At 71.6% G+C, this 13215-nt stretch carries 12 protein-coding genes; 5 read left to right on the forward strand and 7 right to left on the reverse strand.

What is annotated here, in order from left to right; genetic code table 11:
• Position 1: 1 nt before the first annotated feature.
• On the forward strand, positions 2 to 1066 hold the full coding sequence (locus ACIO3R_RS11240; protein WP_402105176.1) for a tetratricopeptide repeat protein: 1065 nt from the start codon (positions 2 to 4) through the stop codon (positions 1064 to 1066).
• On the forward strand, positions 1063 to 2112 hold the full coding sequence (locus ACIO3R_RS11245; RefSeq protein WP_385040402.1) for a polyprenyl synthetase family protein: 1050 nt from the start codon (positions 1063 to 1065) through the stop codon (positions 2110 to 2112). The genes ACIO3R_RS11240 and ACIO3R_RS11245 overlap by 4 nt, the downstream gene beginning before the upstream one ends.
• 60 nt (positions 2113 to 2172) lie before the next feature.
• Here the strand turns inward: ACIO3R_RS11245 and ACIO3R_RS11250 are convergent, their stop codons facing one another.
• Positions 2173 to 2604, reverse strand: a complete 432-nt coding sequence (locus tag ACIO3R_RS11250) for a DUF2000 family protein (protein ID WP_385040400.1) — start codon at positions 2602 to 2604, stop codon at positions 2173 to 2175.
• 142 nt (positions 2605 to 2746) lie between these two features.
• On the opposite strand from ACIO3R_RS11250, the gene ACIO3R_RS11255 reads away from it, so the two are divergent.
• Positions 2747 to 3565, forward strand: coding sequence for an AraC family ligand binding domain-containing protein (locus ACIO3R_RS11255; RefSeq protein ID WP_402105179.1), 819 nt, complete (start codon positions 2747 to 2749; stop codon positions 3563 to 3565).
• A 6-nt stretch (positions 3566 to 3571) separates the two neighbouring features.
• Here ACIO3R_RS11255 and ACIO3R_RS11260 read toward each other — a convergent pair whose 3' ends face one another.
• From ACIO3R_RS11260 to ACIO3R_RS11275, 4 genes are all read right to left on the reverse strand, one after another.
• On the reverse strand, positions 3572 to 4081 hold the full coding sequence (locus ACIO3R_RS11260; protein WP_402105180.1) for a DUF664 domain-containing protein: 510 nt from the start codon (positions 4079 to 4081) through the stop codon (positions 3572 to 3574).
• A 101-nt stretch (positions 4082 to 4182) separates the two neighbouring features.
• Positions 4183 to 6351: a discoidin domain-containing protein gene (locus ACIO3R_RS11265; protein ID WP_402105182.1), complete on the reverse strand. Its 2169-nt coding sequence runs from the start codon at positions 6349 to 6351 to the stop codon at positions 4183 to 4185.
• Between the two features lie 149 nt (positions 6352 to 6500).
• Positions 6501 to 6818 carry a YkvA family protein gene (locus ACIO3R_RS11270; RefSeq protein WP_385027305.1) on the reverse strand — a complete coding sequence of 106 codons (318 nt, stop codon included), beginning with the start codon at positions 6816 to 6818 and terminating at the stop codon, positions 6501 to 6503.
• Between the two features lie 74 nt (positions 6819 to 6892).
• Positions 6893 to 7147, reverse strand: a complete 255-nt coding sequence (locus ACIO3R_RS11275; RefSeq protein ID WP_385027308.1) for a WhiB family transcriptional regulator — start codon at positions 7145 to 7147, stop codon at positions 6893 to 6895.
• 210 nt (positions 7148 to 7357) lie between these two features.
• On the opposite strand from ACIO3R_RS11275, the gene ACIO3R_RS11280 reads away from it, so the two are divergent.
• Entirely contained in the window at positions 7358 to 9415 is a 2058-nt protein-coding gene (locus ACIO3R_RS11280; RefSeq protein ID WP_402105281.1) for a SpoIIE family protein phosphatase, read from the forward strand.
• 22 nt (positions 9416 to 9437) lie between these two features.
• On the opposite strand, the gene ACIO3R_RS11285 is transcribed toward ACIO3R_RS11280, so the two are convergent.
• Positions 9438 to 9902: a hypothetical protein gene (locus tag ACIO3R_RS11285; RefSeq protein WP_385027311.1), complete on the reverse strand. Its 465-nt coding sequence runs from the start codon at positions 9900 to 9902 to the stop codon at positions 9438 to 9440.
• Between the two features lie 95 nt (positions 9903 to 9997).
• On the reverse strand, positions 9998 to 10597 hold the full coding sequence (locus ACIO3R_RS11290) for a TetR/AcrR family transcriptional regulator (RefSeq protein ID WP_385027314.1): 600 nt from the start codon (positions 10595 to 10597) through the stop codon (positions 9998 to 10000).
• Positions 10598 to 10871: 274 nt separating this feature from the next.
• Here ACIO3R_RS11290 and ACIO3R_RS11295 point away from each other — a divergent pair, with 274 nt between their 5' ends.
• Positions 10872 to 13163 carry a glycoside hydrolase family 3 N-terminal domain-containing protein gene (locus tag ACIO3R_RS11295; RefSeq protein ID WP_385027317.1) on the forward strand — a complete coding sequence of 764 codons (2292 nt, stop codon included), beginning with the start codon at positions 10872 to 10874 and terminating at the stop codon, positions 13161 to 13163.
• Positions 13164 to 13215 lie beyond the last annotated feature (52 nt).

The raw sequence follows: 13215 nt of genomic DNA on the forward strand, positions 1-13215 counted from the left end.
CATGCAGAGCAAAGCACTGGCGCCCGAGTACCAAGGCGCCCTCACCAAGATGTCCGTGAACGCCTCCCTCACCGACGTACTGGCCGAGGGGGAACGCCACTTGAGGGCGGCCGAGCTCTCCGGATCCCAGCAGGAGGTGGCCCGCACCGGCCTCGCGGTGGCCGAGGCACACCGCAGGCTGGGCCATGTGCAGGACGCCGACCGTGCCTGGAAGGCCAGTTACCGGGCGGCCAGGTCGGCCGAGGACACCGGGGCGATGGCGTGGGCGCTGTGGAGCGGTGGGACGCTCGCCCGCCAGCGGGGCGCGCTGCGCCTCGCCTTCCGCCTGCTGGGGCTGGCGGCCGAACTGGGCAAGAACGGCGGCGATGTGGTCGCCCGCGGCTATTCGCTCGCCGGGCTCGCGGAGACCGGGCGCATCCAGGGCGACTACCGGACCGTCGCCGTACTGCACGAGCAACTGCTCGCCGAGGCGCGAGCCCGCGGCGAGGCGCGCCACACTGTCTGGGCCCTGGAGGGCATCGCGCAGATACATCGCAACACCGGCCAGTTCGACACCGCGCTGGAGATGTTCGAGGAAGCCGCGCAACTGGCCGGGAACGCGGACGACCGGCGCGGCCGGGCCTGGGCGCTGCGCGGTATGGCCGACATCATCTCCGTACGGGACAACGCCCCGGAACGCGCGCTCGCCCTGCTGTCCGAGGCCGAACTCACCTGCCGTGAAATGAACTTGTCCAGCGCCCTCGCCTACAACCACAAGATGCGCGCCAATGTGCTCTACCGCGCCGGGCGGTACGAGGAGGCCCGGCAGGTCTACCAGGAGGCGCTGGGAGAGTTCAGCGCGATGACGGAACCCCGGGGCGAGGCACTGGCCCGCCTCGGTCTGGCGAAGTCGCTCGCCCGGCTGGGCCGCGACCCCGCGGAGACCGCCGCGGAGCTGGACGGCCTGCGCGTCACGCTCGACCGGATCGGACTGCTCAACGCCCGTGACATGGTCGACAAGGCCTACGCGGAACTCGGTGTGTCACCGGCCGGTGACACGGTGACCGAGGAAGAGGGCCGCCGATGACGCCCCCGGTGGCCGAGCGGGCCACAGCGCAGGAGATCCTCGCCCGCTGCCGCGCCCTTGTCCGTCCGGCTCTCGGCCGGGCCGTGCGGCAGCTGCATCCGTGGCACGCCGAGATCACCGCGTTCTCGCTCGGCTGGGACGGGCCCGACGGCCGGGCCGTCCCCGGTGCGCAGGGCAAGGGGATCCGGCAGGCCCTCACCGTGCTCGGTGCGGAGGCCGTCGGCGCGAAGGCCCAGAGCGCGGTGCGGGGCGCTGTCGCGGTCGAGCTGATCCACACGTTCTCCCTGCTCCACGACGACATCATGGACGGCGACGAGACCCGCAGGCAGCGCGCCACCGCCTGGAAGGCCTACGGGACCGGGCCCGCCGTCCTCGCGGGTGACGCGCTCTTCGCACTCGCCGTGCAGACCCTGGCCGACGCCCCGGGCGCGCACTGCGTACCGGCGGTCCGGCTGCTGTCCGGGACGCTGAACGACCTGGTCCGCGGGCAGGCCGACGACCTGCTCTTCGAGTCCCGGCCCTGGACGGGTCCCGATGCCGTGCGGCCGCACGAGTACCGGCTGATGGCCGAGCGCAAGACGGGCGCGCTGCTGGGCTGCGCCGCCGGTCTGGGCGCCGTGCTCGGCGGGGCCGGGCGGACGGAGGCCGACGCCCTCACCGCGGCGGGGCGCCATCTCGGGGTGGCGTTCCAGGCCATGGACGACGTGCTCGGCATCTGGGGCGACCCGGCGGTCACGGGCAAGCCGGTGCACAGCGATCTGCGCCGGCAGAAGAAGACCTACCCCGTCCTGACCGCGCTCGCCGCGGGCGACCGGGCAGCGCTGGAACTGGGCGCGCTGCTGCGTACGGGCGAGCCGCTCGACGGCAGTGCGGCCCGGCGGGCGGCCGGTCTGGTCGAGGAGGCCGGCGGGCGCGCGGCCGCCGTGGCCGAGGCGCACCGGCATCTGGAGAACGCCCGCGCCTGCCTGGAGAGCGTCGCGCTGGAGCCGGACGCCGTCGGGGAGCTCCTGGCGCTCCTGCCGTTCTTCGTCGAACGCACGGTGTGACCGGCCGGGCCGGCCCGCCGCGCTCCGGCGGGCGCTGGACCGGGCCGGCCGTGACCTCGCTCAGGAGTGCATGGACGCGCCCTTGAGGATCTTGTCCACGGCGTTGCGGGGGCCGTGGACGGCCAGCCCGACCAGGTCCATCGCGTCCCGCCGCACGGCCCGGACGGCGGCCCGGTTGTCCCGGTCGTTGCCCGTCGAGAAGAGGTCGGACGTGAACACCGACAGGGCCACGCCCCGGCCGACCGCACGGGTGTGGGCCGTCGTCAGCATCTCCTTCCCTCCTTCGAGGACCAGGACCGGCTGACGGAACATCGGCAGGTACGGGGTGCCGTCGGCGTCGGCGTACGGTTCGCCGACCAGTTCGGGCACCGCCGTGCCGAGGCCGCTGACCAGGAAGGCCGTGACGTTCAGCCGCTGCCAGGTGTGCAGGTCGTCCCGGAGCAGGACGGCGATCTTGGTGTCGAAGCGGACGGGGGCGAGATCATCTGTCATGGCTCCGAGCCTGCCCGGCCGTCCCCCCGGCTGTCTTGTACGAACTTTGCACGACCGCCCCGGTGCGGCGCTGTCCCGGGTGCCCGCCCCGCGACCGCCGCACCGGGGCGGGCACCGCGTCCGCCGGGCGTACGATCGGGTCATGGCTGATCGTCCGGACATCACCGCGTGGTGTCCGCCCGTGGAGGGAATCGAAGAGGTCTTCCACGCCCACTTCATCGATCACTCCTACCCCATGCACACGCACGACGCGTGGACCCTGCTCATCGTGGACGAGGGCATGGTCCGCTACGACCTGGACCACCACGAGCACGGAGTGCTCACCCATGTGGTGACGCTCCTGCCGCCGCACATCCCGCACAACGGCGGCGCCGCGACCGCAGAGGGCTTCCGCAAACGCGTCCTGTATCTCAACACCGCGCAGGTCGACGAGGAACTGATCGGCATGGCCGTCGACAGCCCCGTGCTGCACGATCCGGCGCTGCGCCGCCGGATCGCCCGGCTCCACACGACGCTCGCCGAACCGGGCGACGAGCTGGAGGCGGCGAGCCGGCTCGCCCTGGTTGCCGAGCGCCTCGACCAGCATCTGCGCAACCGGCTCGAACCCGTCCGGTACGTGCACGACCGCAGGGTCGCGCACCGGCTGCGCGATCTGCTCGACGAACGGTTCGTGGAGGGGATCACCCTCCAGGAGGCCGCGCTGCGTCTGCACGCCCACCACACGCATCTGGTAAGGGCCTTCAGCCGTGAGTTCGGGATGGCGCCGCACCAGTACGTGACGGGGCGCCGTGTCGACCTCGCGCGCCGGCTGCTCCTCCAGGGGCGGCCGGCGCCCGAGGTGGCGACGGGCGCCGGTTTCTACGACCAGTCCCATCTGGCGCGTCACTTCAAGCGTGTCGTGGGCACCAGCCCGGGGCACTACGCCCGCACCCGGGGGCCGCTCACCCCGCCCGCCGCCTGACGACGGCTACCGGCGTTCCAGTGAGCCGCGGACGAACGCGGCCTGTCCGGCGTGCTGGAGATCGTCCGACAGCACGCTGATGAGCCGTACGCCCAGGGTGACCGGCGGTGACCAGGCCTCGTCCACGACGCGGTCCAGCGCCTTGCCGTCGAGGCCCTGGACGAAGCCGACGGTCTGGAGGTGCACCGCGTCGTAGTACCCGATCAGCAGTTCCGCCGAGCCCACCCGTACGGCCTCGACCTGCTTGCTGGTCTGCCCGTAGCCGGTGGCGTCCTTGGCGAAGGGCAGATCGAAGCGGGCCGGCCAGTCCTGGGTGAACCAGATCTGCTCGGTCCCGGCCGCGTCCGCGATGTGGTCGTCCTGGACACGGGTCAGGTGCCACACCAGCCAGGCGATCGAGTTCGCGCCCTCGTCGAGCCGGGCGTGGAGGTCGTCGGGTTCCAGGCCCTCGACGGCCGAGTGCACCGTCTCCCGGACGCGGGTGAACCCGTCCACCAAAATGTCTGCGACGTTCATGTCCTCACCATGGCCGCTCTCCTGCCCCGGCCCCGCCACCGACACACCCCGGCGGGCGGCGCCGGTGAGGTGAACATGCCTCACCGGCGCCGCCCGGGTGATCAGCCGTAGATCCCGAACTCCCAGAGCGAGTAGCCCCAAGCGGTGCCCCGCTGCGTGAGGTTGAGCTTCACGTAGCGGGCGGTCTGGGCGATGTCGAGATCGTCGGCATCACCGTTCCCGGTGGTGGTGGAGAACACCGAACGCCAGTTGCTGCCGTCGTCCGAGACCAGTACCTCGTACGACTTGGCGTAGGCCGGGTCCCACACCAGCTGGAGGTGGCGGAAGGACTTCCGCTCACCGAGGTCGACCTGGATCGACTGGGGGTCGCTCCAGTCGCTGGCCCAGCGGGTGTCCATCCTGCCGTCGACCGCCATCGCGGGGGTGCAGGGGCAGCCGGTGCTGCCGGCCTGGGCGGAGGTGGCGGTGGCCGGCCGTCCGAGGGCCAGGTTGGTGCCGGTGACCGGCGGCACGACGACCTTCACGGACTTGGTCTCGATGCCGGCGTTGCCGTGTCCGTCCTCGGCCTGGATGTAGACCTTCCACACCCCGAGCCGCGCCGGCGCCGTCACCGCGAAGGTGCCGTTGCCGGTGGACCGCCAGGTGGCCTCGACCAGGGCCTTGTCACCGGTGGCGTAGTTGCCGCTCAGATAGATCTTGTACGTCAGCGCGTCGTTGTCCGGGTCCCGGATGTCGGCTCCGACGGTGAACTCGCGCCCTGCGGGGGCGCCGTTGGCGTTCTGGACCGTCATCCCGCTGATGACCGGCGGGGTGTTGTCGCCGGCGGTGGATCCGGTGTACGCCTTCTTCAGCGCGTAGTACGAGAGCCGCTTCTTGCCGTCGGGCACCACGTTGAACCAGATGCCGCCGAAGTCGTGCTCGGTTCCGTAGTGGAAGAGCGTGGCTCCCAGCGCGACGCCCTGATGCGCGGTGATGCAGTTCCAGGCCTTGGTGTACCCCTCGGCCTTCTGTACGTCGGTGGGCTCGTCCGGGACGCCGTTGGCGTCGTCGGGCACCTCCCACTCACCGGCCGGGCCGCCTTCGGTGATGATGTAGGGCTTGGTGTAGCCGCCGGACTCCCAGGCCCCGCGGACCCCGCAGATGTCGCCGTAGGAGTTGACCGAGTACAGGTCCAGGTCGGGGGCGTTGCGCTTGTAGTAGGGCCAGGCTCCCGTCCAGGCGTCGGTGGAGGTCACGGGGTGGTTGGGGTCGATCGTGTGGATCTTCTTCGCCACGTCGTTGACGAAGGTGGTGTAGGCGTTGCGCTGCTTCTCCAGTTCGTCACCGCTGTAGCAGTTCTGGAGGCCGAGAACCGACTCGTTGCCGACGTTCCACATGAGCACGCCGGGGTGGTTCTTGTACGTGTCGACCCACTTGGCGAACTCGGTGAGCGAGGAGGCCTTGTACGCGTCGTCGGTGAGGTAGTTGACGCAGCCGCCACTGCCGGGACCGCCGCCCGGCTGGAGCCAGAAGCCGCTGACGACCCGGATCCCGTTGGCCGCGGCCTCGTCCAGCAGCGGCTTGGAGGAACCGTCGGTGCCCCAGGTACGGATGGTGTTGACGCCCATCGACCTCAGGTCGGGCAGGTAGCGTGCCGCGTCGGCGACGGACGGTCCCCAGGTCAGTCCCTTGACCTGGTAGGGCTTGCCGTCGACGGTCAGCTGCCAGTTGCCCTGCGATCCGGTGACCCGGACGGCGCCGCCGGTGGCGGGCGGCGGGCCGGTGGTGCCGTAGACCTGGAACTCCCACAGGGAGTAGCCGTACCCGCCGGCCCGGGCGGTGCCGTACATCCTCACGTACCGTCCGGAGCCGGAGACGGCCAGTTCGTCGGTGCCGCCGTCCCCGTTGGTCACGGTCTTCAGGGTGCGCCAGTCGGAGCCGTTGTCGGAGGCCTGGATCTCGTACGCCTTGCCGTAGGCGGACTCCCAGGTCAGGACGACCCGGCTCAGGTCCGCGGTGGCACCCAGGTCCACCTGGATCCACTGCGGGTCGCGCCATTCGCTGGCCCAGCGGGTGCCGGTCAGGTTCCCGTCCACGGCGGCGGAGGCCGCGTAGCCCTCGCCCTCGTGGGAGGAGTCGGTGGCGGTCCTCCCCTGCGAGAGCAGGGTCTCGGCGGCTCCGGCGGACGACGCCGTGAGCATCACGAGCGACGACGCGAGCAGGGCGAGAAGGGTGATCAGCAGCGTGCCCGAACGCGGTCTCGCGGGCAGGGCTGCGCTAGGTCTGTGCACATTCACTCCTGGCAGAAGAGTGCGGGACCGATGTCCCGTAACCGAATGGGAGAGCGCTCTCCCAGGAGAGTGACGTGTACCCGTTCAGCTGTCAACGAGACTGACGCGTCCGGTTCGGTGAACCGTCCGCGCGAGGCCGGTAACGCGTCCTACGGCACGAGGTGCCGGGTCTCCCCCGCCCGCTCGGCCGGGCCGCCGGCCCCGGCGGCCCGTGCCGCGGCGTGCAGGGAACGCAGCGCCAGCATCAGGAAGCCGATGTCATCGAGGTACACGGGGTCCGGCAGCAGATCGACGGGCGACACGGTGTAGATCACCGCCGCCCAGACCAGCGCCTTGTTGTGCAGCGGGATTCCGGCGTCGACCAGCAGTTTCCTGGCGCGGAACACCCGTACCAGGAGGACGCCGGCGACACCCATGGTGAGCAGCGCGAGAACCGCTCCGATGATGAGCCAGACCGTGGTGTCCATGCCTCATCGTGTACCCGCCGGCCGGTGAATCATCACGTGGAAGGGCCGCCGGCGGTGTGACAGTGCCCTCGTCGTCATCCGTGCTCCTTGGCCCGCCTGCGGCTGCGGCGCTTCAGCGCGCGCCGCTCGTCCTCCCCCAGGCCGCCCCACACGCCGGAGTCCTGGCCGTTCTCCAGGGCCCACCGCAGACACGCCTCCCGTACCGGACAGCCGTGGCACACGGCCTTGGCGTCCTCGGTCTGTACGAGCGCGGGACCGGTGCTTCCGATGGGGAAGAAGAGGTCGGGGTCGGCGTCGCGGCAGGCCGCGTGCTCGCGCCAGTTCTCCATGGGTCTCACTCCTGACGGTCGTGTTCGGGTGTTCGGCTCAGTACGCTGCGGGTGACCGTCGTGAGGCTTCCGAAACCCCCTGCGGCCGGATCTCTGGATCCGCCGGAGCTGCGGGGGCGGCGGGTCCGGGGCGACCATGGAAGTCAGCGAACCTTGTGTCCGGGCACGGTGACGGCTTGGGAAGGACGGTCCGTGGACGGCACCGATGACATGCGGACCGGCCGGGACGACGGCCGGCGGGCAGGCGTGCGCCGCTCTCCAGAGGGCGGCCTGGTGGACGTCCTCGGCACCGCCGCGATGGTGCTCGACACCGAGGGCCGCATCGCGCTGTGGAGCCCGCAGGCCGAGCGGCTGCTGGGCTACACACCGCAGGAGGCACTGGGCCGGTTCGCCGCCCGCATCCTGGTCGACGACGAGCACTTCGAGCTGGTGCTGAGGCTGTTCTCCGAGGTGATGAGCAGCGGCGAGACCTGGGCGGGCAGCTTCCCCGTACGGTGCAAGGACGGCACCACCAGACTGCTGGAGTTCCGCAACATGCGGTTGCAGAACGACCGCGGTGACTTCTACGCGCTGGGGCTGGCCACGGACGGGGCGACGCTGCGGCAGGTGGAGCGCGATCTGGCACTGTCCGTGCGTCTGGTCGACCAGTCGCCGATCGGTCTCGCGGTCCTGGGCAGCGATCTGCGGTATCTGGCGGCCAATCCCGCGCTGGAGCGGATGAACGGGCTGAGCGCGGCCGAGCACCTCGGCCGCCGGGCCGGGGAGGCGCTGCCCTTCCTCGGCGGCGACGCGGTCGAGGCGGCGATGCGCGAGGTGCTGAAGAGCGGTGTGCCGCAGGTGGGCCGTCAGGTGGAAGGGCGTACCGCGGCCGATCCGGACACCGACCGCGTCTGGTCGATGTCGCTGTACCGGCTGGACGACTCCGGTGGTCAGGTACTGGGCCTCGCCGTCTCACTGATCGACATGACCGACCACCACCGGGCCGAGGCCGAGGCGGAGCGCGCCCGGCACCGTCTGGCGCTGGTCGCCGACGCCTCTGTGCGCATCGGAACCACCCTGGACCTGGAGCAGACGGCGAGGGAGCTGGCCGAGGTCACGGTTCCGGAGCTCGCCGACGTCGCGGCCGTCGACGTCCTGGACAGTGTGCTGAAGGGGCGCCCCCGCCAGACCGACGGCCCGGCCCTCATCCAGGCGCTGGCCGTCGTCGCCGCCCGGCCCACACCGGTCGTGGAGGCGGCCGATCCACCGGGCCACGCGGCCCACTACGGCGCCGACCGGCTGATCACCCGCTGCGTGCGTACGGCCAAGCCGGTCCGGGAGCCGTATCTCGACGCCGAGAAGCTGTCGCGCATCGCCCGCGACAGCCGTTCCGCGGGGCTGCTGGCGGAGGCCGGCGCCCACTCCTACCTGGCGGTGCCGCTGATCGCGCGGGGCGAGGTTCTCGGCGCTCTCGACCTCATACGGACGGACAATCCGCTGCCGTTCACCGAGGACGACGAAGTGCTGGCCGGCGAGCTGGCCACCCGCGCGGCGGTCTGTATCGACAATGCCCGGCTGTTCCGGCAGCAGCGGGAGACCGCGCTCACCCTCCAGCGCAGCATGCTGCCGCACAACCACCACATTCCGGCCGGGCTGGAGGTGGCGTCCCGATACCGGCCGGCCGCCTCCCGCTATGAGGTCGGCGGCGACTGGTTCGACGTCATCCCGCTGCGGGACGGCGGGACCGCCCTGGTGGTCGGCGATGTCATGGGCAGCGGGATCAACGCGGCCACCACGATGGGGCGGCTGCGTACCGCCACCCAGACCCTGTCCCGGATCGGCCTCCGGCCCGCGGAGGTGCTCCGGCATCTCGACGAGATCACCGCCGATCTGGACCCGTGGTTCGCCACCTGCGTCTACGGTGTGTACGACCCGGACCGGAACACCTGCCGGGTGAGTACCGCCGGGCACCTCCCGCCGGTGCTGATACCGGCCGGGGGCCCGCCGCGGCTGCTCGGTCTGCCGGCCGGGGCACCGCTCGGCGTGGGCGGTGTGCCGTTCAGCGACGTCACGTTCGACCTCGCGCCGGGTGACCGGCTCGTCCTGTACACGGACGGTCTGGTCGAGACCCGCGACCAGGACATAGACACCCGGCTGGACGCCCTGTGCGCGTTGCTCCGCGAGCCGGATCCGTCGCTGGAGGAGTCCTGCGACCGGCTGCTGCGCAAGCTGCGGGACCCCAGTCACCACGACGACGTGGCACTGCTGATGGCCCGGGTGCGCGACTGACACCGCCCGGTGCGGGGGTGGTTCAGCGGCCGCACCTGCGGTGCCGGCGGCAACGGCGGGCCGACGGTCCGCACCGGTGCGCTCCCGCGCCGAGGAAGCCGAGCCCGATGCCGAACATCCAGGAGTCCTTGGCCAGCGGAACGCCCGCCTGGCTGGGGCGCAGACTGCCCGGCTCACGCATCCCGGGAACCCGCAGGTACAGGCCGAGCAGCCCGCCGGAGAACCCGGCCAGCGCCAGCCCGGCGAGCCGGGTCGGCACGACGGGGACAAGCAGAGCGCCGCCGACCGCGATCTCGGACCAGGCCAGCAGCCGGGTGAACCGCTCGGCCTCGATCTTCTCGAGGAAGGGGTACGCGGTGCAGGCCATGCCGTGCAGGGTCTGCGCGGTCGCCTCGTCGGCCTTGAGCTTGCCCAGGCCGGAATTCAGGATGAACGCGCCAGTGGCGAGGCGCGGAGGGATGTCACGCGGTTCGAGCACGGACAGCATCGGAAGCCTCCACAGATCAGGTCCAAGGCCCCTTGTCGATCATAGGCAGCGGGCCACCGGACCGCTCGCAGAGAACGGCCGCCCGGGTACCCGGCTCAGAGCTCCACGGTCAACTGCGCCTGCACATGGGCGCGCAGCACGCCCGCCATGTCCGTCACGCAGCCGCTCAGGAGCCACTGGATCTGGAGTCCGTCCATCAGCGCGATCAGCTGCTGCGCGGCCTCGTCGGGATCGATCCCCGCACGCAGCGCGCCCTCGTCCCGTGCCTCCCGGTAGGAGACGGCCGTGCTGAGGACCGAGGTGCGGTAGCGCTCCACGAAGTACGTGTGGGCCGGGTGCCCGGCGGACGTCGCCTCGGCGGCGAGTACGGAGAACAGCTCGACGATCCCCCGGCGTTCGGCGTTCAGCGCGGCGAGGGCGACGAGGCGGCGCAGCCGGTCGACACCCCTCGGACCGCCGAGGGCGAGCCATTCCCCGTCCACCTCGTCGCGGTGTTCCAGCACCGCGAGCAGCAGCGACTGCTTGGTCGGGAAGTGGTGCAGCAGACCGGGATGCGAGATGCCGCAGCGGGTGGCGATCACGCGCAGCGAGGCCCCCCGGTAGCCGACCTCGCCGAACATGGCCATGGCCTGGTCGAGGATCTCCACGCGTTTGGCCCGGCCCTTGGCGTAGCCACGCCGCGTATCGCCGGTCACGTGCCACCCTCCCCGGCCGTCTCGGACGGCATCACTGAGTACAGTCGCATACCCACATACTTACCACCCGGTCGGGATTCGGCGTACGGTGGGTCCGGGCGGCGAGTTGAGCCGTGCCGTGCCGACCGCAGGAGGCCTCGGACGATGACAGCAGCAGGAGCGCGGACATGACGCGGCTGCGGCGATCGTCGGCGGCCCGTGCGCCGGCCGGCACCTTCCACCACCCAGGTATCCGCCCGATGAGAACGTCACCGACGTTGTGAAAGGAACTCCTGTGGGCTCCTCACTGCCCTATCTCGACCCCGCACTGTCCGTCCCCGAGCGCGTGGCCGATCTGGTCGGCCGGATGACGCTGCCCGAGAAGGTCGGCCAGATGCTCCAGCTGAACGCGAAGGACGGGGTCAGGCACCTCATCGAGGACATGCACGCGGGCTCGATCCTGCACGCCTCACCCGATCGCGTCCTGGAAGCGGCCGCGCTCACCGAGCGGACCCGGCTGCGGATTCCGCTGCTCGTCGCGGAGGACTGCATCCACGGCCACTCGTTCTGGGAGGGGGCTACGATCTACCCCACCCAGCTCGGCATGGCCGCGACCTGGGACCCGGAACTCGTGGAGCGCATCGCACGGGCGACCGCGGTCGAGGTCGCGGCGACCGGTGTCCACTGGACGTTCTCCCCGGTGCTGTGCATCACCCGGGACCTGCGCTGGGGCCGGGTCAGCGAGACGTTCGGCGAGGACCCCTTCCTCATCGGCGAGCTCGCCTCCGCGATGGTGCGCGGATACCAGGGCGACGGCCTCGACGACCCGACGGCCATCCTGGCGTGCGCCAAGCACTTCGCGGGCTACTCGGAGACCCAGGGGGGCCGGGACGCGAGCGAGGCGGACATCTCGCGCCGCAAGCTCCGTTCGTGGTTCCTGCCCCCGTTCGAGCGGGTCGCCCGGGAGGGGTGCCGGACATTCATGCTCGGGTACCAGTCCATGGACGGGGTCCCGATCACGGTCAACAACTGGCTGCTGAACGAGGTGCTGCGCGGCGAGTGGGGCTACACCGGGACGCTGGTGACCGACTGGGACAACGTCGGCCGCATGGTGTGGGAGCAGCGGGTCTACGCCGACCACGCGAAGGCGGCCGCCGCCGCGGTCCGCGCGGGCAACGACATGGTGATGACGACGCCGGACTTCTTCGACGGCGCTCAGGAGGCGGTCGCCGGGGGCACGCTCGAAGAGGCGGAGATCGATGCGGCGGTCCGCCGGATCCTGACGCTCAAGTTCGAGCTGGGCCTGTTCGAGAACCCGCGTCACCCCGACCGGGACCGGCAGGCCGCGGTCATCGGCAGCGCCGGGCACGCCGGGCTGAACCTCGAAGCGGCCCGCCGCTCGCTGGTCCTCCTCACCAACGACGGCACCCTGCCGCTGGCCGGCGGATTCACGGCCGGGGAGGACGGCCGCGCGCTCGCGGCAGGCGGGGACGCGCCGCGCACGGTCGCGGTCGTCGGGCCCAACGCCGATGACGCGCAGACCCAGCTCGGTGACTGGGCGGGGTCCTCCGGTCAGGCGGACTGGCTGCCGGACGGTCAGCCGCGCGACATGATCCGTACCGTGCTGGAGGGGTTCCGGGAGCACGTGCCGGACGGCTGGACCGTCACCCATGCGCGGGGGGCCGACATCCTCACCGTGGGGCCCGACCCCCAGGGGGCCTTCTTCCCCGACGGGCAGCCCCGGCCGGAGATCGTCGTCCCTGCGGAGCCGTCCGCCTCGCTGATCGACGAGGCCGTCGCCGCGGCGCGGGCCGCCGACTACGTCGTCGCGGTCGTCGGTGACCGGATCGAGCTGGTCGGTGAGGGGCGCTCGACCGCGACCCTGGAGCTGATCGGCGGCCAGGTCGCGCTGCTCGACGCGCTCGCCGCGACGGGCAAGCCGCTGGTGGTGGTCGTCATCAGTTCCAAGCCGCTGGTGCTGCCGCCCTCTGCGCACAGCGCGGCGGCGATCGTGCACGCCTTCAACCCGGGGATGCTCGGCGGCCGGGCCGTCGCCGAACTGGCGCTCGGCCTCATCGAGCCGTCCGGCCGGCTGCCGGTCTCCTTCGCCCGCCATTCGGGGCAGCAGCCGACGTACTACAACCAGGTGCGCGGCCAGCACGGCTCCCGCTACGCCGACCTGACGCAGAGTCCGGCGTTCGTGTTCGGGGAGGGCCTGAGCTACACGAGCGTGGCGTACACGGAGCTGGAGGTGCTGACCTCGGTTCTCGGCGCGGGCGACACCCTGCGGGCGCGCGTCCAGCTCCGCAACACCGGCGAGCGGCCGGTGCGGGAGACCGTGCAGGTGTACGTGAGCGACACCGTCACGTCGGTGACGTGGGCCGAGAAGGAGCTGAAGGCCTACCGTCAGGTGACGCTCGAACCCGGCGAGTCGCGTGAGGTCGCCATCGAACTGCCCGTCGCGGACTGCAGCCTGGTGGACGCCGAGGGCCACCGTGTCGTCGAGCCGGGCGCATTCGAGCTGCTCGTCGGCCCGTCCTCGCGCGACGAGGCACTGCTGCGGGCGGCCTTCACCGTCAAGGGCTGAACCACCCCGCGCCCGCCGGGACGGACCGGGTGGGGCGCGGACCGGGGGCCAA

This window comes from Streptomyces sp. NPDC087428, from assembly GCF_044744085.1.
Lineage (GTDB): Bacteria > Actinomycetota > Actinomycetes > Streptomycetales > Streptomycetaceae > Streptomyces.

Bases quoted from the DNA above. Each gene is read 5' to 3' on its own strand.
- ACIO3R_RS11240 (WP_402105176.1), top strand. From the start codon at position 2: ATGCAGAGCAAAGCACTGGCGCCCGAGTACCAAGGCGCCCTCACCAAG.
- ACIO3R_RS11245 (WP_385040402.1), top strand. From the start codon at position 1,063: ATGACGCCCCCGGTGGCCGAGCGGGCCACAGCGCAGGAGATCCTCGCC.
- ACIO3R_RS11250 (WP_385040400.1), bottom strand. From the start codon at position 2,604: ATGACAGATGATCTCGCCCCCGTCCGCTTCGACACCAAGATCGCCGTC.
- ACIO3R_RS11255 (WP_402105179.1), top strand. From the start codon at position 2,747: ATGGCTGATCGTCCGGACATCACCGCGTGGTGTCCGCCCGTGGAGGGA.
- ACIO3R_RS11260 (WP_402105180.1), bottom strand. From the start codon at position 4,081: ATGAACGTCGCAGACATTTTGGTGGACGGGTTCACCCGCGTCCGGGAG.
- ACIO3R_RS11270 (WP_385027305.1), bottom strand. From the start codon at position 6,818: ATGGACACCACGGTCTGGCTCATCATCGGAGCGGTTCTCGCGCTGCTC.
- ACIO3R_RS11275 (WP_385027308.1), bottom strand. From the start codon at position 7,147: ATGGAGAACTGGCGCGAGCACGCGGCCTGCCGCGACGCCGACCCCGAC.
- ACIO3R_RS11280 (WP_402105281.1), top strand. From the start codon at position 7,358: ATGCGGACCGGCCGGGACGACGGCCGGCGGGCAGGCGTGCGCCGCTCT.
- ACIO3R_RS11285 (WP_385027311.1), bottom strand. From the start codon at position 9,902: ATGCTGTCCGTGCTCGAACCGCGTGACATCCCTCCGCGCCTCGCCACT.